This is a genomic window from Dyella sp., from assembly GCF_036384435.1.
Lineage (GTDB): Bacteria > Pseudomonadota > Gammaproteobacteria > Xanthomonadales > Rhodanobacteraceae > GSA-30.
Genome location: NZ_DASVMI010000178.1, coordinates 1 through 23994 on the forward strand (window position 1 = coordinate 1; position 23994 = coordinate 23994).

Genomic DNA, 23994 nt, shown 5'->3' on the forward strand with positions numbered 1-23994 from the left:
CAACCTGGGGCTGACGTTATTGGCCCTGGCCGTCGGCGTCGGCTGGGCCTGGTACCGTGGTAAACGGGTGGCGATCACCGCCATGCCGCAGATGGTTGCGCTGTATAACGGCATGGGTGGTGGTGCTGCGGCCGCCGTGGCTGCGGTGGAGCTGATCGAGCCACACGATGGAAGCGCTCTGAACTTGGTCGCGACCGCGTTGGGCGCATTGATCGGCTCGGTGTCTTTGGCAGGATCGATGATCGCCTGGGCCAAGCTGGATGGCCGTATGCGCAGCGCCTGGCGTTTCAGGGGGCAGAGTATTTTCAACGTGCTGGTGCTGCTTGCCACCTTGGTAATGGGCGGCTTGATGCTGGCCGGTGTCGGCAGTCAGGCCGTGACATGGTTGGCACTGTTCTTCCTTGGAGCGTTGGCCTTCGGTGTATTGATGACCTTGCCGATCGGCGGCGCCGACATGCCAGTGGTGATTTCGCTCTACAACGCCTTTACGGGCCTGGCGGTAGGCCTGGAAGGCTACGCCCTGCACAACCCGGCACTGATGATCGCTGGCATGGTGGTCGGCTCAGCCGGCACACTGCTGACCGTGTTGATGGCCAAGGCCATGAACCGCTCGTTGACCCATGTATTGTTCAGCCACTTTGGCGAGACAGCGAGCGCGGCACAGGGCGATATCTCCGGCCGGCTCAAGCCTAGCGATGCATCCGATGCAGCAGTGACCATGCGCTACGCCAGTAGCGTGATCGTGGTGCCCGGCTACGGTCTGGCGGTGGCGCAAGCGCAAGCCAAGCTCTATGAGTTCGTGACGCTGCTGCAAGCAGGCGGGGTGGATGTGAAGTTCGCCATCCATCCGGTCGCCGGGCGCATGCCTGGACATATGAATGTGCTGCTGGCTGAGGCCGGCGTGCCCTACGACCTCATCTATGACATGGAAGATATCAACGGGAACTTCGCCAGCACGGATGTAGCTCTGGTGATCGGGGCCAACGATGTGGTGAACCCAGCGGCGCGCACGGATAAGAGTTCGCCCATCTACGGAATGCCCATCCTCAATGCCGATAAGGCGCACCAGGTCTACGTCGTCAAGCGTGGACAGGGCAAAGGCTATGCCGGCGTGGAGAATCTTCTGTTCTACGGTGACAACTGCAACATGGTCTACGGCGACGCGTTGACGGTGCTCACTTCCATGGCACAAGCAATCAAGGAACTTCCTGCCAGCTGAGCAGGATCCTAGCCCCCCATATTCCCCCGTGCCCGATGACCAGATTATTGATGGCCCGGGCATACACTGAAGAGGCCATATATGTCATACGCAACCATTAATCCTTACACCGGTGCAGTCGTCAAAAGGTTCCTGGATGCCACAGATGCAGAGGTCGCACGAACCTTGGATCGGGCGCAGGCCATGTTCGAAATGTGGAAGGACGTCACCATCGCCGAACGCGTAAAGGTGCTGCAGAATGCTGCCAACCTGCTACGCAAGAAGCACACCGACTACGCGAAAATTCTTACCCTGGAGATGGGCAAAGTGATCGCCGAGGCTGAGGCCGAGGTTGAGTTGTCCGCGCAGATTTTCGAGTACTACGTCGAGAATGCCGAAAAACTGCTGGCGCCGGAGAAACTTCCCAGCAAGCACGCTTCCTATACCCAATCGTGGGTCGAGCATGTGCCGCAGGGCATCCTGCTGGCAGTGGAGCCGTGGAACTTCCCGTACTACCAGATCGTGCGTATCGCCGCGCCGCAACTGGCTGCGGGCAACGTCCTGATTCTAAAACACGCCTCCAACGTGCCACAGTGTGCGGCGGCGTTCGAGAACCTGCTCCGCGAGGCCGGCCTGCCCAAAGGCGGTTTCACCAACCTCTATGCCACCCGCGCCCAGCTCAACGCCATCATCGAGGACCCACGCGTGCAAGGCGTGGCATTGACCGGCTCTGAGGGTGCTGGCGCCATGGTCGCCGCGCAGGCCGGCCAAGCGCTGAAGAAATCGACGATGGAGCTCGGTGGTGCCGACGCCTTCGTGGTATTGGCCGATGCCGACCTGGACAAGGCGGTGCAATGGGCCGTCACCGGTCGTCACTGGAACGCCGGCCAGGTATGTTGCTCGTCCAAGCGCATCATCGTGGTCGATGCGATTTACGACGTCTTTCTGGAAAAGTACAAGGCAGGCGTTGCCAAGCTGAAGGCGGGCGATCCCATGGATCCTTCTACTACGCTGGCGCCGTTGTCCTCACAGGGCGCAGCGGACGACCTGAAAAAACAGGTTGAACAGGCTGTGGCATATGGAGCCAAGGCCGAGATCATCGGCGCAGAGGTACCTTCCACCGGCGCATTCTTCCGTCCGCTGCTGCTGAGCGACGTGAGCGATGATAATCCGGCGCGCCGATGGGAGTTCTTCGGCCCGGTGTCGCAAGTGATTCGCGCCAGAGACGAGGCTGACGCCATCCGCATCGCCAACGACTCGCCGTTCGGACTCGGCGGCTCGGTATTCACCAAGGATATCAAGCATGGCATCGAAGTGGCGCGGAAGATCTCTACCGGCATGGTCTATATCAATCATCCCACGGGCGTGGCCGCCGACTTGCCTTTTGGCGGTATACGCCGTTCCGGTTACGGCCGCGAGCTGGTGGGTCTGGGCATCAAGGAATTTGTAAACCACAAGCTGATCGCTGTCACCGACATCGACGGTGCGTTCTAAACGACGCCAAGGCACGGTCGCTGGTGCCCCGCACCTGCGCTGTCATCCAGAGCCTGATACGAGGAAATCATTCATGAACAAGACCATGAAAGCCGCCGTCGTCCACGACTTCGGCGGCCTGCTGAAAATCGAGGAAGTGCCGGTGCCCGCGCCGGGTCTGGGCGAGGTACTGGTGAAGATCGAAGCCTGCGGCGTCTGCCATACCGATTTGCACGCGGTGGACGGTGATTGGCAGGTGAAACCCAAACTGCCCTTTATTCCCGGCCATGAGGGCGTGGGCCACGTCGTCGCGATCGGGCCCGGCGTCACTCACCTGAAGGAGGGCGATCGCGTCGGTATCCCTTGGCTGTATTCAGCATGTGGCCACTGCGAACACTGCTTGGGCGGCTGGGAGACATTGTGTGAGACGCAAAAGAATGCCGGCTACTCGGTCAACGGCGGCTTCGCTGAGTACGCAGTGGCCGCAGCCGACTACGTGGGTCGCCTGCCCGACAAGGTGGGCTTTGTCGAGATCGCACCGGTGTTGTGTGCTGGCGTCACCGTGTACAAGGGCCTCAAGGTCACCGATACCCGGCCCGGTCAGTGGGTCGTGATCTCCGGCATTGGCGGCCTGGGCCATATGGCGGTGCAGTACGCCAAAGCGATGGGGCTCAAAGTAGCGGCGGTGGACATCGACGACACGAAGCTGGACCTGGCTCGCCGGCTGGGCGCGGAAATCACAGTCAACGCGAAGAACGTCGATCCGGCGGCTTTTCTAAAGAAGGAAATCGGCGGTGCGCACGGCGCTCTGGTGACCGCAGTGTCGCCTAGTGCTTTCAGTCAGGCGATGAACATGGTGCGTCGCGGCGGGACCGTGTCGCTCAACGGCCTACCGCCGGGTAGCTTTGATCTGTCGATTTTCGATATGGTTCTCAACGGGATTACCGTACGCGGTTCGATCGTAGGAACCCGGCTGGATCTTCAGGAGTCCCTGGATTTCGCCAAGGACGGCAAGGTGGCCGCCACAGTCAGCACCGAACGCCTGGACAACATCAACGATGTGTTCAGACGTATGCATGAAGGGAAGATCGAAGGTCGTGTGGTGCTCGATTTCTCTGCCTGAAAATCAGCCGCGTATCTGCTGGGCTCTGACAACCTCAAGGGCTTCGACTTTTGAACCATTCCGAAGCTCCCGCGTATTGGCGGATCTCTCCATCCAGCCGGCACCGATCAAAGCGCGACATGCCCGAATGCGGATAAGGCCGAGCGGGCGCACATCCGGATCACCACCTCGGCAGGGTACTTGGGATGCGCTGTAGATCGATGGAAATGAGCATGCTCGATGATCAAGGCCAGCTAGGACTCGTTGATCGTGTACGGCGCCACAAGTACACGATCAACAGGGTTACGCTTGAATGGTGACTATACTGTTCGATCCATTGAAGCCATGCGATGCCTCGGTGCCGATGAGAAGGCGTCGACGTGAAAGTATCCAATGCCCTTCTCATCGACAGCTGGGGCGGTCGTGCTCATCACGTCACGGCGAACATCATCCAGTGACCGGGGACCCCGTTCCCACTTGACCGGGGACGGGGGCTTGTCGCTGCGCTAGACTTGTACGCCATGTCACGCCTGTGGTGCCCATTGCGGATATTCCATCCTTATGTCTCTGCCGGTAACGCCTCCGATGGCGCTGGCTTTCGGCGGCGTGCACACATACCTTGCGCCGGGCACGTGCCATGACCGTCACCGGTCCGCGCCAACCGGCAAGGCCATCGGAGCGCCCATGCTGATTGCTTCCATGCTGCTGGCGTCCATGCTTGGCAGCATCGCACCCGGTATCAGTCATGTGCAGGCACCGGCGAAAATGTCCGTCCAGGCTCCGACGCCGCAGTTTCGTCGATACGGCACGTCCGAGGGCCTGCCTGACCCGACCATCAGCGCGATAGCGCAGGACCGCGACGGATACCTATGGATAGCCACCGGCTCGGCCTTGACGCGCTATGACGGCGTGGAATTCAAGAACTGGCCACGCCGCGCGGATGACCCCTATGCCGCCCCCGCCGATCGCGTGCGGGCGCTGCTGGTCGATGCGCAGGGGCAGTTGTGGGGCGGCGGCGATGACGGCCTGGTTCGTTATGACGTCACGCGTGACGGCTTTGTTCACTGGCGCCATGACGACAAGGCGCCGGGCAGCCTGGGAGGCAATCAGGTCAGCGCGCTCGCCCAGGACAGGGATGGCACGCTATGGGTCGGTATCAACGATGGGGGGCTGGATCATCGGCTGGACGACGGGCATTTTGAACATGCGCGCCACGATCGTACCGATCCGCGCAGCCTGGCCAGCGACGATGTGCGCGTCCTGCTTGCCGAGCCGGATGGCCATTTGTGGGTAGGCAGCGCCGTTGGCGTGGACCTTCGTGATCAGGATGGCCACTTCCAGCACGTGCGTTTCGAGGACGAGAACGCGCAAGCGTTGGCATCTCCCCTCGTGTTCGCCCTGATGCGCGATGGCGACACACTATGGGTTGGCACGGCGAACGGCCTTTTCCGCCTGACACCTGACGGCCATGCACGGCGCGTGCCGTTGGAAGGCATGCCGACTATCGCCATCACGTCGATTTCGCCCGATGGTGACGGGCGTCTCTGGTTGGGCACCACCAACGGCCTGGTGGTGCGCGATGCAGGCGGGCATGCCTATCGATTCGGCGCCAGTCAGTTGCTTCCTTACGCCCTGCCCGGCCAGGTGGTGCTGCGCCTGTTGCATGATCGCGAGGGTGGCTTATGGCTGGGCACCGACAACGGATTGGCGTATCTGGCACCCGACTGGAGTGACTTTTCCCGCGAGATCCATCGACCGGACGATCCGGCCAGCCTCAGCGCCGGGAGCTTCACGGCGGTTGCCGCCGCACCGGATGGCTCCCTCTGGATCGGCAGCCAGGATGGCGTGATCGATAAGCTCGATCCGGCCACGCAAGCCGTGCAGCCGGCCGCGATACGGTTGCCAGGCGCGCACCAGAATGTCATTTACGGCATGGCCACCGACGCAAACGGACACCTGTGGATCAACTCGGCCAACGGCAGCTTCCGATACGGCTCGGGTCATCTGGTATCCATCGCGGTTCCAGCCCAGGCATACAACGTGGAACTGGATGAGCACGGTACGGCCTACATGGGCCTCGTGCCTCATGGCGTATGCGCCGTTGCCTCCGATGGCACACGCTGCGAATCCCTGGCTTTCGCCAGCCCTGAACTGGCCGAAGCCTCCGGCAACGATATGCGCTGGCACGATGGTGCGCTGTGGATCGCCAGCGACAAGGGCATCAGCCGCTGGGCACCGGGGAAGCCAGTCAGCAACGTGGATGGCGTGGAACGGCGCTTCGTGCGCGCGCTCGATCTTCGCGGCGACATGCTGTGGGTCGCCGATGCAGATAGCCTTTCAACCTATCGCTGGCACGACGGCCACGCGACACGCGTGGCGCACTATCGACTCGATGACCAGCGCACCATCAACAGCATCATGAGCCTTCGCGTGGATGCCAACGGCCGGGCATGGCTGTTTACCCGCAATGGCCTCTGGCTCTACGACCCCGCGGACAGCAGCCTCCGTGGCTTCGGTTTGCAGAACGGGCTGGTGGATACCTATTTTGGCAGCAACGCCATCGCCCGCCTGCCGGATGGACGGCTATACGCCCCCTCCAAGAACGGCATTGTCGGCTTCCAGCCCGATGCGATTCAGTCGCACCAGAGAAAACCCGAGCTGCGCCTGAGTGCGTTGCGCGTACGCGGCCCGCACGGCATGCGCGAATTGCAGCCCGACCACGGCGCGATAGCGCTGGCATGGAACGATCACGATCTCACGGTCGTCACGCGCGCGTTGTCGTTCATGGCGCCCGAGCACAACATGTATCGCTTTCGCATGGAAGGTTTCGATACGGGCTGGGTCGATACTGGTCATCGTGGCGATCGCACATTCAGCCAGTTACCCAGTGGCGACTCCATGCTCCATGTCCAGGCCGCTGGACCCGATGGCGCCTGGGGAAACCTGTCCACGCCACTGCGCCTGCATGTGGACAATCCTCCATGGGCCCGATGGTGGGCATGGCTTGCCTATGCGGTATGGCTGGCCGTGCTGTTCATGACCATTCTCTATGCCATGCGTCGCCGTCAGTTGCAGCGGCATCGCCTGGAGCTGATCACCCAACAGCATCATCTGGCGCACGAAGCCAACCAGGCCAAGACGGAATTCCTTGCCCAACTGGGCCACGAGATCCGCACACCGATGACCGGCGTGCTGGGCATGGCCGAACTCCTGCTGACCCGCCCCCTGGCCGATACCGAGCAACGCTACGTGCAGGCCATCCGCAACTGCGGTGAAGTGCTGCTCACACTGGTCAACGACGCACTGGACCTGGCACGCATCGAAGCGGGCCATCTGCAACTGGCTCTCGCACCGCTCGACCCATCTGCCCTGTTGCAGGACGTTGCCGAGTTGCAGCGTGCCAAAGCCACGGACAAAGGCCTGGACCTGCATATGGACATCGGCGACGGCGTACCCGCGCAGGTGCTGGGAGATGCGGTGCGCGTCCGGCAGATCTTGTTCAACCTGGGCAACAACGCGGTCAAGTTCACCGAGCGCGGCCAGATACGTCTGGCGTTGACCCAGCATGCCGAAGGACTTTGCTTCACCGTGAGCGACACCGGACCGGGCATCGCGCCTGCCGACCAGACCAAGCTTTTCAAACGCTACCAGCAGCTCGACAGTCCTCAGCGTGGCTCGGGAAGTGGCCTGGGGCTGGCGATCTGCCGCGAATTGGTCACGCTGATGGGGGGTAGCATTACGCTGGAATCGGCGCCGGGAGCTGGCTGCGTGTTCCAGGTGATTCTGCCGCTGCCGGCCGTGGCCGCCCCGAGCGAACCGGTGCGTGCGCGCGAAAGCGCGCAGGGACCTCACTGGCGGCTGCTGTTGCTCGAAGACGATCCGACGATTGCCGAAGTCATCGCTGGCTTGTTGCAGGTGCAGGGACACGACGTCGAGCACGTGCCCAACGCGCTGCGTGCCCTGGAAGCCCTGGAGCAGCAGCGCTTCGATGCGGCTTTCGTGGATCTGGATCTACCAGGGCTCGATGGCCTGCAATGGGCAAGGCTTGTGCGCTCGCGCGAAGGTTGTGCCTGGCTCCCCATGATTGCCATCACGGCGCGCACCGGCGGGGATGAGGAAAGTCGCGCCTATGCGTCTGGCATGGATGGCTTTCTACGCAAGCCGTTGCATGGCGAACAACTGGTCCAGGCACTGGCAACCGTGCTGACCAACAAGCTCGCCCAGGACGGCTGAGGGCTTTTCGGAGTCAATCAGGCGTGTGCTCATCCCGGTCAGAATAGACCACATGAATGCAACGCCTTGATTTCCTGATGCGAATCAAGATCCGCACCCAAAAAGGAGCCCCTTGCGTTTGATGTGTCGCGTGCTAAACGTGTTACCGGCCGACTATTACGCGTGGCGCGGTCGTCCTCCGTCGCCGCGGGCGCTCAAGCGGGCGTAGTTGGATACGCAGGTATGCGAAGCCTATGACGCTGAGAAAGGGCGAACCGGCTCGCCACGCGTGGTACGGCGACTCCGAGAACAAGGCCGTCGTGCCGGCCACCATCAGGTGGCTAACAGCATGCGTAGGCATGCATCTGCGTGCGAAAGCCGCATGCAAGTTCAAGGCCACCACCAACTCCAACCACAGCTTGCCGGGGGGCGCCGAACCTGCTCCAGCAGAACTTCCATACCGATCGCGCCAATCAGGCGTGGGTGGCCGATATAACCTATATCGCCACCGACGAAGGCTGGTGTATTTGGCCGTCGTGCTGGATCTGTATTGGCGTCACGTGATTGGCTGGTCGATGTCCGAGCGCATGACGGCCGCCTTGGTGTGCAACGCACTGAGCATGGCCGTCTTTGCTCGCCATCGTCCACTCCAGCCGCGACAGCCAATACTGTTCACAGGACCACCAACGGTTATTCAGCGATCACAGCCTCCGGTGCAGCATGAGTAATAAAGGCGACTGTTACGACCATGCCGCCGTGGAGAGCTGGAACGAAAGCTTGGAGGTCGAGGCCATTCACGGCGAACGCTTTGCAACGCGCGAGCGGGCCTAGGCCCACGTGTTCGAATACATCGAGGTTCACTCCAATCGACAGTGGCTCCACTCCACCCTGGGCTATCGCAGCCCCGTGCAGTTCGAGCTACAACATGTCGCTTAACTGAGTGTACGTGATTCAGGGACAAGATCAGTTTCGCGATCAGCCGGGGAGCGGCACCGCCAAGTCGCCCTTGGCCTTGCGCTGCAAACGGCCAAGTCCCAGATAGATGACGGGGGTGATGTACAGGGTAAGCCATTGCGAGACCAGCAAGCCTCCCACGACCGCCAATCCCAGGGAGCGGCGAACGTCCGCGCCGGCGCCGATATCGAAAGCAATCGGGAGTGCGCCCGCGAGCGCCGCCACTGTGGTCATCATGATGGGGCGAAATCGAACCTGGCATGCTTCGAACATCGCCGTCTCGGGCGATACACCACCATGGCGCTGTCGCTCCAGCGCGAAATCGACCAGCATGATTGCGTTCTTCTTGACGATGCCGATCAACATCACGATGCCTACGAAGCCAAACAAATCCAGCGGTGCGTGGCATAAGCGCAACGCCGCAAGCGCACCCACGGCGGCCGCGGGAAGGCCGGACAAAATCGTCAATGGGTGGATAAAACTCTCATAGAGAATGCCAAGCACCCCATAGATCGCCAGCACCGCAAGAACCAGGAGCAGGCCCATGCCTTGCATCGACGCCTGGAAGGCCTGCGCAGTACCTTGCAGGCCGCCGGTGATGCTGGACGGCAGGCCGATTTTCTCCAGCGCGACATGGATATGGGCAAGCGCATCACCCAGGCCGACCCCAGGGGCCAGCCCGAAGGACACGGTGACCGATGGCAACTGGCCCTGGTGATTCACCGTCAACACTTGTGGCTTGCGAACAAAATGCGCCACGGTGTCCAGCGGTATCAACTTGCCGTTATCGGAAGTGACATACAGCTTGGACAGTACCGCCGGATCTTTCTGCAAATCACGCCGCACTTCCATCACCACCCAATATTGAGTGGCCGCGCCATAGATGGTCGACAGCTGGTCCTGGCTGAACGCGGCACCCAACGCCGTCTGCACCTGCGCCATGCTCAGGCCCAGCGGGGCAAGCTTGCTGCGATCCACTTCGACCACAATGGACGGGCTGTTGAGGCTCAGGTCGTTGGTGACGTCCTGGAAGCCGGGTATGGCGGAAAATGCCTGCGTCACCCTGCCCGCCCAGTCATACAGCGCCTGGGTGTCGAGCGATTGCAGCGTGAATTGATATTGCGCCTTGGAGCGCAAGCCCCCGATCTGGATCAGCGGTGGATTGCGTACGTATGCGCGCATGCCGGTCACGCCTGCGAATTGTTCCCGCAGTTGTCGCATGATCTCATCCAGGCTTTGACTGCGCTGGCTGGCAGGTTTGAGCTTCAGCAGCATTTCGCCATCATTGATGGTCGAGCCTCCTGCCTCGATCGAGGACATCCATGATTCGATATCCGGATTTTTCGCCACGATATCGGCCAGCTGCTGCTGACGCACCACCATGCCACCAAAGGAGACATCTTCCGGACCTTCGGTAATGACTTGCAGACGCCCACTGTCCCCGGCTGGGATGAAATCCTTGGGCGCGGCCTGGAACATCGCTACGGTTATCGCCAGGCTTAGTCCGAACGTGGCCCAGATGACCGCCCGATGCTCCAGGCCCCAGCGCAGGCTTCTGAGATATCCACGTTGCATGGCCATGAAGCCACGATTGAATTGGGTAAGCAACACATTCCGGTTCGCGGATGCGTGCGGCTTGACGAAGCGGCTGCACAACATCGGCGTCAGCGTGATCGAGACAAGGCCCGAGACAAGAATGGCGATACTCAGCGTCACCACGAATTCGTGGAACAAACGCCCGATGATGCCACTCATGAACATCACCGGGATGAAAACTGCAATGAGCGACAACGTCATTGAAACGATCGTGAAACTAATCTCGGCGCTTCCCTTCCTGGCAGCCAGATCCGGCTCCAGGCCCGCCTCGATGTGACGCATGATGTTCTCCAGCATCACGATGGCATCGTCCACCACGAATCCAACGGCCAAGGTCAGGGCCAGCAGCGAGAGATTGTCCAAGCTGTAATCGAGCACGTACATCGCGCCGAAGGTCCCCACGATCGACAATGGCAAGGCCATGGCGGGGATCAATGTGGACGAACCATGGCCGAGGAACAGGTAGATCACCACGATGACCAGCAAACCGGCCAGCACCAGGGTGAACTGCACATCCGTCACGGAAGCCGTGATGGACTGGGATCGGTCATAGAGGATGTCAAGCTTCACCGAGGGAGGCAGGCTGGCGACAAAGCCAGGCAGCACCGCCTTGATCCGGTTGATCATCGCCACGGTGTTGGCGCCCGGCTGGCGCTGTATCGCCAACAGAACGGAGCGATCGTGCTTGTACCAACTGGCAAGCTGGTCATTTTGCACGCTGTCATATGCCTGGGCTACGTCGCCCAACCTCACGGGTGCGCCGTTGCGCCAGGCCAGCACGATGTCGTTATAAGGCCCGGCTCGTAGCAATTGCCCTTGGTTGCGTACCTGGAACTGTTGCCCTGGACCATAGAGCGTGCCGGTGGCCTGATTGACGTTGGCATCCGTGACGGCTTTTTGCAGTTGATCAATGCCAATGCCCGCGACCGCCAGGCGATCCGGGTCCACGCTGATACGCACGGCATACTTGGTGGCACCATAGGCATAGACCTGCGCCACGCCATCGATCGTCGACAACCGTTGGGCGAGCTGGGTTTCGGCATATTCATCCAGTTGCGACACAGGCAAGGTGGGCGACGTCATCGCCAGCAGCAGTACCGGCGCATCGGCTGGATTGATCTTGCGCAAGATCGGAGGCGTGGGCATGCCAGGTGGGAGCTGGCGCTGGGCCGCATTGATCGCTGACTGCACGTCCTGTGCCGCCGCATCAATATTGCGGTTCAGCGCGAAACTCAGAATGATGCTGGTGCCTCCCGGCGAACTCGACGAGTTGATCGCATCGATACCCGGTATCGTCGATAGCTGGGCCTCAAGGGGAGCGGCCACCGCCGATGCCATCACTTCGGGAGAAGCACCTGGCAAGCTGGCGAAGACACGGATGGTCGGATAATCAACGTTCGGCAATTCGCTGACAGCCAGGTGGGGATAAGCGGCTATGCCACACACCATCAACGCCAGCATCAACAGCGTCGTCATCACCGGGCGACGAATGCACAAGGCGGACAGATTCATCATGCCGACCTCATACGTTGCCAGCCGCGCGCACGGGGCTGCCATTGCTCAACAGCAACTGGCCATCGGTAACGACGCGCTCGCCCGCCTCCAACCCCTGCCGCACCACGATCCGGCCATTGCTCGACGCCCCGACTGCCACGAAGCGTTGATATGCCTTGCCATCGGCACTGACGACGAAGACGAAATCGCCTTTGTCCGAGCTTTGCAATGCCTCTGACGGCATGCTCACGACGTTGGCCAGGTGCACGGTGGATAGTCGGACTTGTACAAATTGCCCGGGCGTCAGGCGGTGATCGGCATTCTCGAAACGCCCCTTGAGCACGATCGTACTGGTGCTGGTATCGACGGTGTTGTCGACGAATTCAAGCACGCCATGGAGCATCGCATCGTTGTCGCCGGGAATACTCGCTTGTATGACGACCGGTCCACGATCCTGCGCGGCACGGACGGCAGGCAGGCTGGCCTCAGGAATGCTGAAACTGATGCGCATGGGTTCAATCTGGTTGAGCACGACAATACCCGTCGTACCCGCCGTCACTTGTGCGCCCGGCCAGACCAGCGGCAATCCGGCGACTCCGTCAAAAGGTGCCTCGATGCGTGTATAGCCAAGCTGCAACTGCGCCATGGTCTGGGCGGCCTGGCTGGCTTGCAGATTGGCGCGTGCCACATCCACATTGGTGCGGAAGGCATCGAAGTTCGCACGCGATATGAAACCCTTGGCCAGGATCTGCTCATAGCGCTGCAAATCCATCCGGGCCTTGTCCCATTGGGCGCGCGCGCTGGCTGCATTGCCTCGCGCCTGGTCAAGCTGGGCCTGAAAAGGCAAAGGATCGAGGCGTGCCAGCCATTGGCCTTTGCTGACCCGCGCGCCCGGGGCAAAACCCAGCGCGACGAGTTGGCCTGAACTGCGCGCTCGCACCGTCACGGTGGACCATGGTTCGGTGTGCGCCACGACACTCAGCGACAAATCAACATCGCCACGTGTGGCCAATGCACTTCTTACGGGGACGGCCGGATGGCTGGTCTGCGCGACGGCGGCCGGCACGCGGTGATCGCCAAGCAGATACGTCGCAGCAGCCAATGCCATCAAGACCAGGATAGTCATCGCCATTTTTTTTCGAGGCACAGCCATACTCATGCCCTCTTCCGAGAAGCCGGAATAATCTGGGGTTGGGTCAGGCGCAGCTTCCGGGTTATTCCCGGAAAATCATGCTCAAGACAAAAGAGAAGTTCATGCAACCGGGCCGCACTGCGCTCTGCCCTGGCCTGCCCCGGCCCAGCAACGTCAGCGGATCAACCACGACGCGGTTACTGGCGTGGAAGCAGGCAACGATGGCTCATCGTTGCCTGTCTCCTGTCACGCGTACGCCGGTGCGGTGTCCTATCAACGCGGCTTGCGGAATTTGAGGACAAACTTATCTGTATGTCCCTTGATGTCCGGCGCGAAAACCGGCTTGTCGTGTGCGTCCTGCGGATTGGCAAGCAGATCGCTACGTGACTCCAGCACAAAGCCCGCCGCCTTCACCTGAGCAACGACCGTGGACGGATCGATACGGTGCAACGTGTTGGCATCACGACCGCCGACTCCCGGTGCGGTTGCGTGGTCGATGACAATGTAGACACCACCGGGCTTCAAGGCCTTGAAGGCGGCCGCATCGAGCGCGGCTGCCTGGTCAGGGCCGCTGGTGCCACTGACCGCAAACACGCTGACCGCACCATAGACATCGTGATAGTTCTGCGATGTCCAGACCACATCGAGCGATGAGGGCGCGCCGAGGCGATCATACGGATCGACCTCCACGCTGACGTTGCCATACGCCGTGTCGGCAGCGATGGCCTTGACCGGATCGAGCGCCTGCGGCCTGGCCTTGGCAATGCTCTCCGGGACAATGGCATACGTGTGACCGGTCGGCCCCACGACTTTGCTGAAAATGCGGGTGAAATAGCCGCCTCCCGGCATCACATCGGCGACTTTGTCTCCCGGTTTGATCCCGGCAAAGGCAATCAATGCCGCAGGCTTGCGATCCCCGTCCCGTTGACTGTCAGCCGCGGGACGCGCGGTATCGGCGACAGCCTTCGCAACATAGGCAGGTGGCATCGAGTCGGCATGCGCCATGGCAACAACACCGAACAAGGCAAGCGCAAGCAGGTTCTTCTTCATCATGACGTCAACACTCTCGGGACGGGATTACAAAGGCATGCGATTTAAGGCAGGCGACGCCACTCTACCTCGCCATGGGCACCTTCAGCGGCGCCACTGGACGGCTTGGCGACGGTATAAATCAGGGTATCGCCTTTTATGGAAAAAACAGAGCTTCCGCTTTTGTCGTCCCAATTGGGGAATGAGGCATGCTCTATGTGCGTTTGCAATACATGGCCTTGAACGCGGACCTGGCCGTAATGCGCATTGCTACACAGTGCCGTGGCCCGGTATTCGTCGGCCGTGCCCCTGGCCTTGTCGCCGGACGCAAATGCCGTGCGCTGACCGCGCACCATCTGCATCATGTAGCGTCCCTGGGCATCGATGATCCAAAGGCCTTGTGGATGCGGACCATATAGCTCCACACGGTGACCATCCGGATAGACGTTGTCGACACGCACCAGCGACCAGGCGCCGACCAGGGAAGAAGGCGCGTTGTCGGCGGCGCCGCTTGCCGCATCGGCACGCTGTACAGCCTGCTCGAATGCGGAACTGCCGGCAACGCATGATCCGGCCCAGGCCCATGCCAATATCTGCATCCAGGGTAGCCATCGCATGAAAATTTCCTCACGTCTCATCAGGTCGTTTGCGATAAACCATCGTCATCGCGGTCTCGCGCCACTTGATGCATGCAAGATCACGGAGAAACGCGTTTCCATCCGGTCAATGGAACATCGCCATTGGGTCGCGCAGGCACCTTGTAGCTGAGCAGGTCACCTTTCAATGCATATTGTCGTTGTTGGGCGGTGCCTTCCCAGTTTGGATAGGTCGACGCATCGATATGAAACGTGAGCGTTCCCTTGACCGGATCGATATCGAGCGTGCCAAAGTGAGAGCTCGTGCCAAGCACGGCCGCGCGAAACTCATCGGGTGTTCCCGCACTGCGATCGTTGGCGGCAAATCTCGGGCGCGCGCCGTTGAAGATAAACAGCGCGTAGCGTCCGGCGTGATCGATAATCAACCGCCCACAAGGGGCATCGCCAAAGTCATGCGCACGCGTTCCGTCAGGGTGTTGCACGTCGGCATAAGCCAGGGTCCAGGTGCCTTCCAAGTCATGGATCGAGGTGTGCATGGAATCCATCTCCACAGCGCTGGCGGCAGGCGCCAGGGAAAGAACCGTACCGACCAGCAGGAATAACCCAGGGGCGTGCATCGCTATGAATCTCCGGATATCTGGCCATCGTGGCCAGGGCGTCAGCGCCATGGTTGGCGCGGGTGCCAAGCTCTGGCTGCCGACTCCATGATGGTGCGGGACAAAGCCTAGCGCGCTACCATCTATTTAGAGAACGCGTGAGTTTCTATTTCAGTCATTTAATCTTGAAATGATATGACGACAAAATCCCTGGATCTGGATGCCATCAAGGCATTCGTGCTGGTCGCCGAGTTACAGAGCTTCACTCGGGCGGCAGCGGCGTTGGACAGCACCCAGTCAACGATCAGCCTGAAGCTGCGGCGACTCGAAGAACAACTGGGAAAACGGCTACTGGAACGAACACCCCGCCAGGTGCGGCTGTCTGCGGAAGGCGCGGCATTCATCGAGGCCGCCAGGGAACTGGTCAGTGCACACGAGCGTGCCATCGCGTCCCTGGAGATCAAGCAACGACGGATGGTCATCGGTATCAGTCATCAGTTGGTGGGGGCGGAACTGCCCGGCTTGCTGCGCTGGATGAACGAACACGACCCAAACCTGGTCATCGAACTGCGCGCCGCAGGTTCGCGCGAAGTGCTCCAGGCTTACGAGGAAGGCGTGCTCGATGCCGCGCTGGTACTTCAACCACAAGACCAGCAGCACAACGGCGAGGTGCTGTTCCAGGAGTCATTCGCGTGGATTGCTTCGGCGCACTGGCAGCTTCGTCCCGGGCAACCGCTTCCGTTATCGACGCAGGGCGAAACATGCTCCATCCGCAAGACCGCCGTTCGCGCCCTGGACCAGGCCGGCATCGCCTGGACGGAAGTCTTTATCGGCAAGGGCGCGGCTGTCGTGGGGGCCGCCGCCGCCGTGGGCCTGGCCGTGGCTGTGCTGGCCAAGCGGACCGCACCCTCGGGCACGATCGATATCGGCGAAACGCTTTCCCTGCCCTCCCTGCCCGCGCAAGACGCCGTGCTGTATTCGGCGCTTCATGATCGCCGCTCCCGCCAAGCCTTGCAGACGCTGGCTACCGCGTTTCGGAGTCTTTCCAAGGTGGCCTGACGGTAACCGGACCTGGATGGCTTGGCAGGCATATATGAAACATATATGATTCATATATATCTTGTCAGAGCGATCCCATGGGCATAGTCAACATCGACGACGACCTGCACGACCAATTGCGCCGCGCATGCACCGTGACCAGTCGGTCCATCAACGCGCAAGCCAATTTCTGGATCAAGGTCGGCATGCTTTGCGAAATGAATCCGCACCTGAGCTTCCAGGAAATCGTGGCCAATGAACTGCGCGCCGTCGGCGTGGAACCCAGGCCGCTGCGCTCCGGGTCATGATCAAAAGTGATGCTGAAATTGCCTTGATGACCGAATCCGGTGCCCTGCTGGCGCAGGTATTCCATGCACTCGGGCAATGGAATTTCTTGGGTAAAAGCACGATGGAGGTCAATGACTTCGTCGAGCGCATGATCGTGGAAGAACTCCAGGCACGTCCCGCCAGTAAAGGCCAGTATGATTTTCCATATGTACTGAATGCCTCGATCGACGACGTGGTCTGTCATGGCATGCCATCGGACAACGATCTTCTACGCACCGGGCAGATCGTCAATTTCGATATCACGCTTGAAAAAAATGGCTACGTCGCCGACTCCAGCACGACATACCTGGTGGGCGAGGTGTCCTACGCAGCCCGGCGACTGGTCACGGCCACCTACCATGCCATGTGGAAAGGTATCGCCGCGGTGCGTCCCGGCGCACGCCTGGGCGATATCGGATACGCGATTGCGCATTACGCCAAAGCCCAAGGCTATAGCGTGGTCAAGGAATATTGCGGACACGGCATCGGTCGGCAGATGCATGAAGATCCACAGATCCTGCACTATGGCCGTCCAGGTACCGGCCTGAGACTTGAGGAAGGCATGGTGTTCACTATCGAACCCATACTCAACCAGGGAACCGCGGCGATCCGTTCGCAACCGGGCCAATGGCCTGTCTACACCCGGGACGGCAAATTATCGGCTCAGTTCGAGCACACCGTTGCCGTGACCCATGCGGGCGTCAAGGTATTGACCCTGCGTCCCGGGGAAGTGCCACGCTGCGCCGTGGGTTGATCCTTCGCACATCGCGTCAGGCGAATGGATGCGTTTCGTTCCTTCGCGATGGAACCAACGTTCTTCGTGACCTGTCGATAAGCTGATCCGCCGGAAAATCCGGCGTTCGCCTGCGCTGATCAAGGGACAGGGATGGGGCATGACGGGGATAACATCCGTGAAGTGGCGCTTTTCCATGCCTCGAACGGCAGCGATGGCGATGGCGTTGACCCTGCATCTTGGCCTGTTGCTCACGCTGTTGCAGCCTGCCGCTCCACTTGGCGAAAAGACACGGCCAGCGCAAAGCACCGAGGTACCCGCCATGCGCGCTTTGTTCGTGACTGTGCATCCCGTGGTGAAACGCCCCGCACAGGTATCGCCCCCACCGCCTCGACTCAACACCGCACCGCGCAGCATGGCCGTGATGAGGCGTCTTGGCCAGATGGAGCCGTTGCCCTTAAAATCGGCAGCGACCGGCTTGCCCGCGAGCGCCATTACGTCGCCGACCGCTGACGAGCCGTATCCGGCGATCCATCGCCAGACGTCCAGCGCGGACGATGGCGGTTTTCACGAGCGGCTGCTCGATGCACAGCGAGGCGCTCGTATCGGCTCGATCCCGGGGTCTGACGGCCGGCTCGTCCCGGGCATTGAACTGACCGACCCCATGCACCAGGGCATTGGTGCTGTCATGCGCAACGGCCAGCGCTTGTTCGGCATTACGAACCGCCATTGCATCGATGTGCAGGCCCTGAGCCAATTGAGCCCGGCTGCGCTGAGCATGAAGCATCTGTCGCCCGCTGACGTGCAAAAGATGAGCGAAAAGTACGACTGCAACAGTCCCCTTGGGCTGCATTTCTGACGGCTGACCAGGCCCGCTCCGGCTGCTTGGCCGGGCTCCAGGCAAGCCGGACACGCAAGCCATGTGATATATCTGATCCATGGACCGGCTTGGGGCTTGCCTTGAAATCTTCCCTGCATAGCGATTCGCAGTTTTCTTCGAAACAGGCCGAACCTGCCGCGCGCGTCCAGCGCAGGGCGGACGCCAACGCTTCGTCCGGGGTCTGGCAGCGACGCAGCCATGAGAGTCCCCGGCAAGCCGCCCAGCGCAACCAGATAGCGCAATTAGCTGGCGGCGCTGGTGAACCCCTGCCTGCATCCCTGCAAACCGGCATGGAGTCGCTCTCGGGCATCGACATGTCGGCAGTCAGGGTGCATCACAATTCGCCTCAGCCGGCGCAAATGCATGCCCATGCATTCGCGCAAGGCAACCAGATCCATCTTGGGCCCGGCCAGGAAAAGCACCTCCCGCACGAGGCCTGGCACGTCGTGCAGCAGGCTCAGGGGCGTGTCTCGGCGACTCGACAGTTGCATGCCGGCACGCCGATCAATGATGACCCGTCATTGGAGCGAGAGGCCGACAGCATGGGAGCCCGGGCACAAGCCGCGGGAAGCCAGGAAACGGCCATCGTGACACCTGCCCTGGCGGGCACAGCGCCATCCTTGTCGGCAGCGCCCCGGCAAGGCAAATGGTTTCGCATGAGCACGATCTTCGATGACGATGATGAGCTTGCCATCAAGCGTATTGCCGACGAGGCCGAGGCTGGCAATTATATCGAGGCATTCTGGCTCATGGTCACAGAGTCAGAACGTTATGCCGCACTTGCCCAGGATATGGAAAAAGCACTGCATCTGGCTTCGATATTTGACGTCATGGATATGGTGCAGGGTGTGCTTCGTGAAACCTACGATCCGAAAAATCTCAAGGCATTCACTATCGCTGAGGTTATCGGGCACATAGAAGGCAACCTGGAAGTGCTGATGGCCCAGCACCCCGAGTTGGCGGAAAGCGTGGCTGTCGAACAAGCTTCACCGGCGGAGATCGGGCTGGCGGCGGGAGAGGAAATTCGAGAGTTGATCCAGTCGGGCAAAGTCAAAGACGAGTCGGAGCTTGCGAGTCAATTCGATAGGCTTGCTTATGAATACGGGATGCAATACATCCACATCGATGACACGCGCCTGCCTCATGTGCTCAAGTATCGTATCAATCCCAGCTTCGAAATCCAGCTGAGCGGTTCAAATGCCGTTGAAATGCGCTCGGAAGGCACGGGAAGCGGCAGCAACAAAACTCGAGTGCAGTGGAATCCAACGAAGCTGAATCTTACGACGACAACGAACCCAAGCACGAACAGCTACACAGTAGGAAGCCACATGCGTGCGTTTCCGTTGAGCCAGGATCACGCGGCTGGCAGCGTGGCCGGCGCAGATACCGATCACGTCGGCATGATGACGAACCTACCCTCGGCAAGCAATCGAGCCATGTCAGGTTCCGGATCGGGGCCGTATTACTACATTCGCGGGCACCTGCTCAATGACAACCTGGGTGGCATCGCCAACGAGGTCAACTTGTTCCCGATCACCCACGAAGCCAATGGCCAGCACAAGAGTTTCGTCGAGCAATACATCAAGAACGGAATCGCCCAAGGCTATGTATACCGTTACGAAGTAGCGATCACCAACGTGAAGGTCGGCGATGAGCCAAGCCACGGTGGCTACTACGTGGACTCCGATCTCGAGTTCAGTTTCGCACGTCTGGATTCGGCGCAGAAAGACGTCACCGGGACTGCCCATACCGGCAAGATCCAGTCACGTTACAAAACCACCGGCGCCGATCCATTTGACAAGTCCACCGAATATGCGACCGATTACGGCGGAAGCTACAACCATCCGGTTACCGTGGGCTCCGAGGAAATCCACAAACCTGGCGAAGTGGCGCCCGTCTCGAGCAATGCCGGCCTGACAGGCCATGTCTCGACATTCACCGTCACGGCGCCCCTGGGCTCGAACATCTTGGGCGGCGCATCGCAGAGCATCGACTCCAATGCAAGCCTGGTCCCGACAGGCCAGTTGCTATCACTCAACAAATCCACTAAGTCAAAAGTGGTCACCTATTTCGATAAGCTTGTCAAAGGATGGAATACAACCTCGGTAGACAGTTGGATCACAGATGTTCGTGCCAATTCGTATACGAAATGGGATGACGTCTTCAACAGCGCCACGACGTCATTTGGACTGGACGCTGCCGTGGCCACCAAGGTGCGCCAGGGCTATTTGACGCGAGTGAGCATCAACGGCAAAGCCAACGGCACCTGAAAAATAAGAGCGGGAATTTCATCCTGAAAGAGCGCGGCAACGCATATGCCCGGTGGCCAAACTGTGCAGCCTCATTGATTTTCTGGCGGCGCGATTTTTGGCCCATCGATTGCGGACCATGGCGCATCAGCCCAGCATCCGCCATACGGCCTCGAACCCTGCCCTGGCACGGGCATCGGCATGGCTTGGGTCCTGCCTCATGAAATCCATGGTGGCATCGGCGACCAAGTTCAGGATCGTGGCGACGAACGCGAATGGTCCGGCACTCACGGCTCCCTGCTTGCGTATCTGTTCCATCAGTGTAGCTATCCCTGCCATAGCCATATGCCCCTCGGCGCGACTGGTCGCGGTGAGTTCATTGAACACCACCGGCTGGGCTAGCGCCTTGCGCTTTTCCGGATAACGAACCGCCCAGCGAATCCATACATGTTCGAACTGTTCGCGCAAGCTGACGTCCACAGGCATGTCTTCCAGGGCTGCGGACGCCATTTCGCTTTTGAGCTCGACCTAGCGCTGGTTGTACAGCGCCGCCTTGGTTTTTAAATAGGTGAACAACGAGCCGTTGGCCATGTCCGCTTCCTTGGCGATGACCGTCGTAGGCGCACCCAGACCCTGCGCGACGATGGCTCGGATCGCCGCAGCCAAGACCGCTGCGGGCTTGTTTTCACTTCTGGACCGGGCCAGGAATGGATCTCCTGCGCAAAAGCCATCGCTCTATGGTTGACTGACTGGCCCGTCAACTAAGTGCGCCGTATCGACATTCAACAACTGCGATAGCCGCCGCACCTGCCTCAAGGTCGCCTTTTCCAAGGCATCCACTTCGTCGCGAGGGTAAGGCCGTGCCGAATGTGCGATATCGCTGCGGCTGCGCATGTGTCCGACCAGATCTTCACTCATGGCCGACACCCAGGCAGCGAGGTCACGCGCGTGCGGCAACACCTCTGTGCGTGCCCTGATTTGCGTAGCGGTTCCCGCGATCCGGCGCAGCAATGCCAGCACATCACCGACATGGCTCATCCCTGAGCGATGCTGCGCCCCCTCCATGCGCATCACCCAGTGATAGTGCTCTGCCTGATTGCTGGTCAGTCCCGCACGTCTGCGTGCCTCCTCGCAGGCGGCATCTCCCGTGCCATCATCGGCGAGTGCGGCCGCGAGAAAGCCAAGGTTGGCCTGCACGGCATCAACGATTGCCGGTTGCAGGTCTTGCGCCTTACGCCGGGGCCAAAGTAGCCACGTCGCAGCCAGCGCGATGACGCATCCAAGGATGTTGTTGCCCAGCCTGGCCAGCGCGTACGTGTAACCATCCGCAGGGGCAGCGTAGTCGGCTACAAGTACGAACGAGGGAGTAAGGAATATCACGAACAGGCTATAGCTCACCGGGCGCAGCAACATAGTCAGGCCGATAGTGACAAACACGGCAAGCGAAATCGCCAATGGCGTATGGGCAAGATTGCCGATGGCCACGGCGAGCAGCGCGCCAAGGATGCTCCCCACGGCTCGCTCGACACCACGTGGCCAGGTCGTGGCGAACGATGGCTGCAAGATCAACAGGACTGCCATCGTCGCCCAATAGCCATACTGCACGTGCAGCAAGCGCACCACCACGAATGCTGCCATCGTCACGAGGCCAAGCCGGATCGCATACGAGAGGAGAACCGAGCGCGCTGACACATGATGTCTCAGCGTTCCCCAGGCACGGCGCAATACATCGCCCAGGACAGCAGGCCATGCCTCGTCCTTGTATGTGGCCAGGTGAGGCAGGTCTTCGGACCATAGGCGCAAGGACAACGAACGACCGAATCCGGCATCGAGATATGTCGACAACGTGCGTAATCGCCCTCGCAGGCCTACTGGATAAGGTGCCGAGCGAGTGCCTAACTGCTCGCCCATGCGCTTGAGTACCCGAGCGATGGCTGCCAGGCAGCGCGCCACGCGCGCGTGACGGAATGCCTCGGGGCGCCCCCCCTCTTCCACATGCGCCACGGCGATCAGGCTGGCAAAGATCCGTTCGGCATCGGCCAGGGCGAGAAGCAGGTTGTCGTGGACAACGCGCCCGCTTTCGACCGATCGCTGTGGCGTCGCCTGAAGCGCGTGCCTGGCCGCCTCGATCGATTCGCGAACCTGCGCACGCAATTCGGCGGCATGCGCCGCCCAGGCTTGCTCGTCCGTCACATGAGAGTCGATCAATCGTGCATTGTCGCGGGCCAGCTCCGCTAATCGCGCATACGTCAGGCGCAGCGCGTAACGAACGGGCGCAAAACGCGAAATCCGCCACACACTCAGGCTCAGAGCCATGGCGAACAGGCAACCGCCCAGGTAGATGCCAAGAAACGTTACGCCATCGCCCATGCGATACAACGGTTTGTCGACCATCACCACGCAAGCTGTCGCGGCAAGGACGGCCACCTGGTAGGCAGCCATGCCCCAGATACGCGCCAGTCCGGCCATGGCCGCAAACGCGAAGATCGCAGCAGCCGCAGCCCAGGTTCCGATACCCGCCGCATAGGCTGTGATACCACCCCAGACAGTCGACAATACCGAGAAGGACAACATGGCGCCCCACCGCGCCCGCATGGAGCCGGATGCATCGGCAAGACAAGCCCAGAATGCGCCGATGGCCGCCCAGGAAAACTCGGGCCGCCCCAAATACATACCCAGGACCAGCATCGCCGTGGAAGCACACGCGGCACGCATGCCCTCGGAGAGATTCGCTTCCTCGATGGCAAAGGCGACCATCCAGCCCGGTCGTCGCCTGACCATGCCGCGTAGCCATCTCGATGGCGTGCCGATAGCCATGCTCACCGTCCCGTCTGCGCGCTCAGTGCCCGGTCGCCGCGCCATAGCGCGCGAGCTTCGAGGTATGGCCAATGCCGGGATTGAAGCAATTGCACGGATCGAGCGTCTCATAGTGTTGACGCAGCGCATCCTTGGCGTGATACAGATGACCGACGTTATGTTCGGCAGGGTATTCGGCGCCACGCTCGTCCAGCAGAGTCCACATCGCATGCTCGATCGCCATGCAATCATGGCCTTTCTTCACGATGTAATCCTGGTGAAAGACATGGCACAGGAAGTGGCCGTAATAAAGCTTGTGCAGTATCAGCGCTTCGATTTGTGGCGGCAGCTGTTCGAACCAGTTTCGTTCGTTGCGCGGCAATGCGATGTCCAGTGCCAGGATATTCTCAACCGTGCGCGTATGCACTGCGCGATAACGATTGGCGGCCCCGGCCGCCGCAAAGCGATGCAGAAATGCCTTCTGACCCTCGTCCGGCGTGCATTCGAAAAAGTCACCCGTGGCGCCCGAGAAATAGGTCTTGAGAAAATCCCGTGCTTCCTGCGCGCCTTCGGCGCTGACCTTGAGCAG

At 60.6% G+C, this 23994-nt stretch carries 19 protein-coding genes and 2 pseudogenes; 12 read left to right on the forward strand and 9 right to left on the reverse strand.

All coding sequences use genetic code 11. The features are described from left to right. The 6 genes from VF436_RS18685 to VF436_RS21760 all read left to right on the forward strand — a co-directional run. Window positions 1–1219 (forward strand): NAD(P)(+) transhydrogenase (Re/Si-specific) subunit beta (locus VF436_RS18685; protein WP_330905555.1); only part of this gene is annotated, 1219 nt, incomplete at its 5' end. An 81-nt stretch (window positions 1220–1300) separates the two neighbouring features. After that, a complete protein-coding gene (locus tag VF436_RS18690; protein WP_330905556.1) occupies window positions 1301–2692 on the forward strand; it encodes an NAD-dependent succinate-semialdehyde dehydrogenase in 1392 nt (463 codons plus the stop codon). Window positions 2693–2765: 73 nt separating this feature from the next. Then, window positions 2766–3794 carry an alcohol dehydrogenase AdhP gene (adhP, locus tag VF436_RS18695; protein ID WP_330905557.1) on the forward strand — a complete coding sequence of 343 codons (1029 nt, stop codon included), beginning with the start codon at window positions 2766–2768 and terminating at the stop codon, window positions 3792–3794. 663 nt (window positions 3795–4457) lie between these two features. Then, the gene (locus VF436_RS18700) at window positions 4458–8006 is read left to right on the forward strand and encodes a two-component regulator propeller domain-containing protein (RefSeq protein WP_330905558.1); all 3549 of its coding nucleotides are present in this window, start codon (window positions 4458–4460) and stop codon (window positions 8004–8006) included. Between the two features lie 208 nt (window positions 8007–8214). Continuing rightward, window positions 8215–8481, forward strand: coding sequence for an IS3 family transposase (locus VF436_RS21755; protein WP_414649879.1), 267 nt, complete (start codon window positions 8215–8217; stop codon window positions 8479–8481). Between the two features lie 341 nt (window positions 8482–8822). Next, window positions 8823–8921: a hypothetical protein gene (locus VF436_RS21760; protein WP_414649880.1), complete on the forward strand. Its 99-nt coding sequence runs from the start codon at window positions 8823–8825 to the stop codon at window positions 8919–8921. 39 nt (window positions 8922–8960) lie between these two features. Here the strand turns inward: VF436_RS21760 and VF436_RS18705 are convergent, their stop codons facing one another. The 5 genes from VF436_RS18705 to VF436_RS18725 form a co-directional block, all read right to left on the reverse strand. Continuing rightward, entirely contained in the window at window positions 8961–12050 is a 3090-nt protein-coding gene (locus VF436_RS18705; RefSeq protein WP_330905559.1) for an efflux RND transporter permease subunit, read from the reverse strand. A 7-nt stretch (window positions 12051–12057) separates the two neighbouring features. After that, window positions 12058–13155 (reverse strand): efflux RND transporter periplasmic adaptor subunit, encoded by a 1098-nt coding sequence (locus tag VF436_RS18710; RefSeq protein ID WP_330905560.1) that lies wholly within the window; start codon window positions 13153–13155, stop codon window positions 12058–12060. Between the two features lie 279 nt (window positions 13156–13434). Beyond that, a complete protein-coding gene (locus VF436_RS18715) occupies window positions 13435–14214 on the reverse strand; it encodes a methyltransferase (protein WP_330905561.1) in 780 nt (259 codons plus the stop codon). 41 nt (window positions 14215–14255) lie between these two features. Continuing rightward, window positions 14256–14807, reverse strand: coding sequence for a lipocalin-like domain-containing protein (locus tag VF436_RS18720; protein WP_330905562.1), 552 nt, complete (start codon window positions 14805–14807; stop codon window positions 14256–14258). An 80-nt stretch (window positions 14808–14887) separates the two neighbouring features. Further along, entirely contained in the window at window positions 14888–15403 is a 516-nt protein-coding gene (locus VF436_RS18725; protein WP_330905563.1) for a lipocalin-like domain-containing protein, read from the reverse strand. Between the two features lie 174 nt (window positions 15404–15577). Here VF436_RS18725 and VF436_RS18730 point away from each other — a divergent pair, with 174 nt between their 5' ends. The 6 genes and pseudogenes from VF436_RS18730 (at window position 15578) to VF436_RS18750 (ending at window position 20630) form a co-directional block, all read left to right on the forward strand. Further along, window positions 15578–16441: a LysR family transcriptional regulator gene (locus tag VF436_RS18730; protein ID WP_330905564.1), complete on the forward strand. Its 864-nt coding sequence runs from the start codon at window positions 15578–15580 to the stop codon at window positions 16439–16441. Between the two features lie 77 nt (window positions 16442–16518). Next, window positions 16519–16728: a ParD-like family protein gene (locus tag VF436_RS18735; RefSeq protein WP_330905565.1), complete on the forward strand. Its 210-nt coding sequence runs from the start codon at window positions 16519–16521 to the stop codon at window positions 16726–16728. Continuing rightward, window positions 16725–17501 carry a type I methionyl aminopeptidase gene (map, locus tag VF436_RS18740; protein ID WP_330905566.1) on the forward strand — a complete coding sequence of 259 codons (777 nt, stop codon included), beginning with the start codon at window positions 16725–16727 and terminating at the stop codon, window positions 17499–17501. The genes VF436_RS18735 and map overlap by 4 nt, the downstream gene beginning before the upstream one ends. Before the next feature lie 175 nt (window positions 17502–17676). Then, on the forward strand, window positions 17677–18339 hold the full coding sequence (locus VF436_RS18745; protein ID WP_330905567.1) for a hypothetical protein: 663 nt from the start codon (window positions 17677–17679) through the stop codon (window positions 18337–18339). A 101-nt stretch (window positions 18340–18440) separates the two neighbouring features. Beyond that, window positions 18441–18812, forward strand: a pseudogene (locus VF436_RS21765) (DUF4157 domain-containing protein); the annotation flags it as partial. Between the two features lie 204 nt (window positions 18813–19016). After that, complete coding sequence (locus VF436_RS18750) at window positions 19017–20630, forward strand: hypothetical protein (protein WP_330905568.1); 1614 nt, start codon at window positions 19017–19019, stop codon at window positions 20628–20630. A 126-nt stretch (window positions 20631–20756) separates the two neighbouring features. Here VF436_RS18750 and VF436_RS18755 read toward each other — a convergent pair whose 3' ends face one another. The 4 genes and pseudogenes from VF436_RS18755 to VF436_RS18770 all read right to left on the reverse strand — a co-directional run. Continuing rightward, window positions 20757–21119: a hypothetical protein gene (locus tag VF436_RS18755; protein WP_330905569.1), complete on the reverse strand. Its 363-nt coding sequence runs from the start codon at window positions 21117–21119 to the stop codon at window positions 20757–20759. Window positions 21120–21137: 18 nt separating this feature from the next. After that, the gene (locus VF436_RS18760; RefSeq protein ID WP_330905570.1) at window positions 21138–21275 is read right to left on the reverse strand and encodes a hypothetical protein; all 138 of its coding nucleotides are present in this window, start codon (window positions 21273–21275) and stop codon (window positions 21138–21140) included. Window positions 21276–21344: 69 nt separating this feature from the next. Continuing rightward, window positions 21345–23426, reverse strand: a complete 2082-nt coding sequence (locus VF436_RS18765) for an FUSC family protein (protein ID WP_330905571.1) — start codon at window positions 23424–23426, stop codon at window positions 21345–21347. 22 nt (window positions 23427–23448) lie between these two features. Next, window positions 23449–23994 (reverse strand): annotated as a pseudogene (locus VF436_RS18770) (D-lactate dehydrogenase); the annotation flags it as partial.

Excerpts from the sequence above, each read along its gene's own strand:
- VF436_RS18690 (WP_330905556.1), top strand. The coding sequence starts at position 1,301 with ATGTCATACGCAACCATTAATCCTTACACCGGTGCAGTCGTCAAAAGG.
- adhP (WP_330905557.1), top strand. The coding sequence starts at position 2,766 with ATGAACAAGACCATGAAAGCCGCCGTCGTCCACGACTTCGGCGGCCTG.
- VF436_RS18700 (WP_330905558.1), top strand. The coding sequence starts at position 4,458 with ATGCTGATTGCTTCCATGCTGCTGGCGTCCATGCTTGGCAGCATCGCA.
- VF436_RS18705 (WP_330905559.1), bottom strand. The coding sequence starts at position 12,050 with ATGATGAATCTGTCCGCCTTGTGCATTCGTCGCCCGGTGATGACGACG.
- VF436_RS18710 (WP_330905560.1), bottom strand. The coding sequence starts at position 13,155 with ATGACTATCCTGGTCTTGATGGCATTGGCTGCTGCGACGTATCTGCTT.
- VF436_RS18715 (WP_330905561.1), bottom strand. The coding sequence starts at position 14,214 with ATGATGAAGAAGAACCTGCTTGCGCTTGCCTTGTTCGGTGTTGTTGCC.
- VF436_RS18720 (WP_330905562.1), bottom strand. The coding sequence starts at position 14,807 with ATGCGATGGCTACCCTGGATGCAGATATTGGCATGGGCCTGGGCCGGA.
- VF436_RS18725 (WP_330905563.1), bottom strand. The coding sequence starts at position 15,403 with ATGCACGCCCCTGGGTTATTCCTGCTGGTCGGTACGGTTCTTTCCCTG.
- VF436_RS18730 (WP_330905564.1), top strand. The coding sequence starts at position 15,578 with ATGACGACAAAATCCCTGGATCTGGATGCCATCAAGGCATTCGTGCTG.
- VF436_RS18735 (WP_330905565.1), top strand. The coding sequence starts at position 16,519 with ATGGGCATAGTCAACATCGACGACGACCTGCACGACCAATTGCGCCGC.
- map (WP_330905566.1), top strand. The coding sequence starts at position 16,725 with ATGATCAAAAGTGATGCTGAAATTGCCTTGATGACCGAATCCGGTGCC.
- VF436_RS18745 (WP_330905567.1), top strand. The coding sequence starts at position 17,677 with ATGCCTCGAACGGCAGCGATGGCGATGGCGTTGACCCTGCATCTTGGC.
- VF436_RS18750 (WP_330905568.1), top strand. The coding sequence starts at position 19,017 with ATGAGCACGATCTTCGATGACGATGATGAGCTTGCCATCAAGCGTATT.
- VF436_RS18755 (WP_330905569.1), bottom strand. The coding sequence starts at position 21,119 with ATGGCGTCCGCAGCCCTGGAAGACATGCCTGTGGACGTCAGCTTGCGC.
- VF436_RS18765 (WP_330905571.1), bottom strand. The coding sequence starts at position 23,426 with ATGGCTATCGGCACGCCATCGAGATGGCTACGCGGCATGGTCAGGCGA.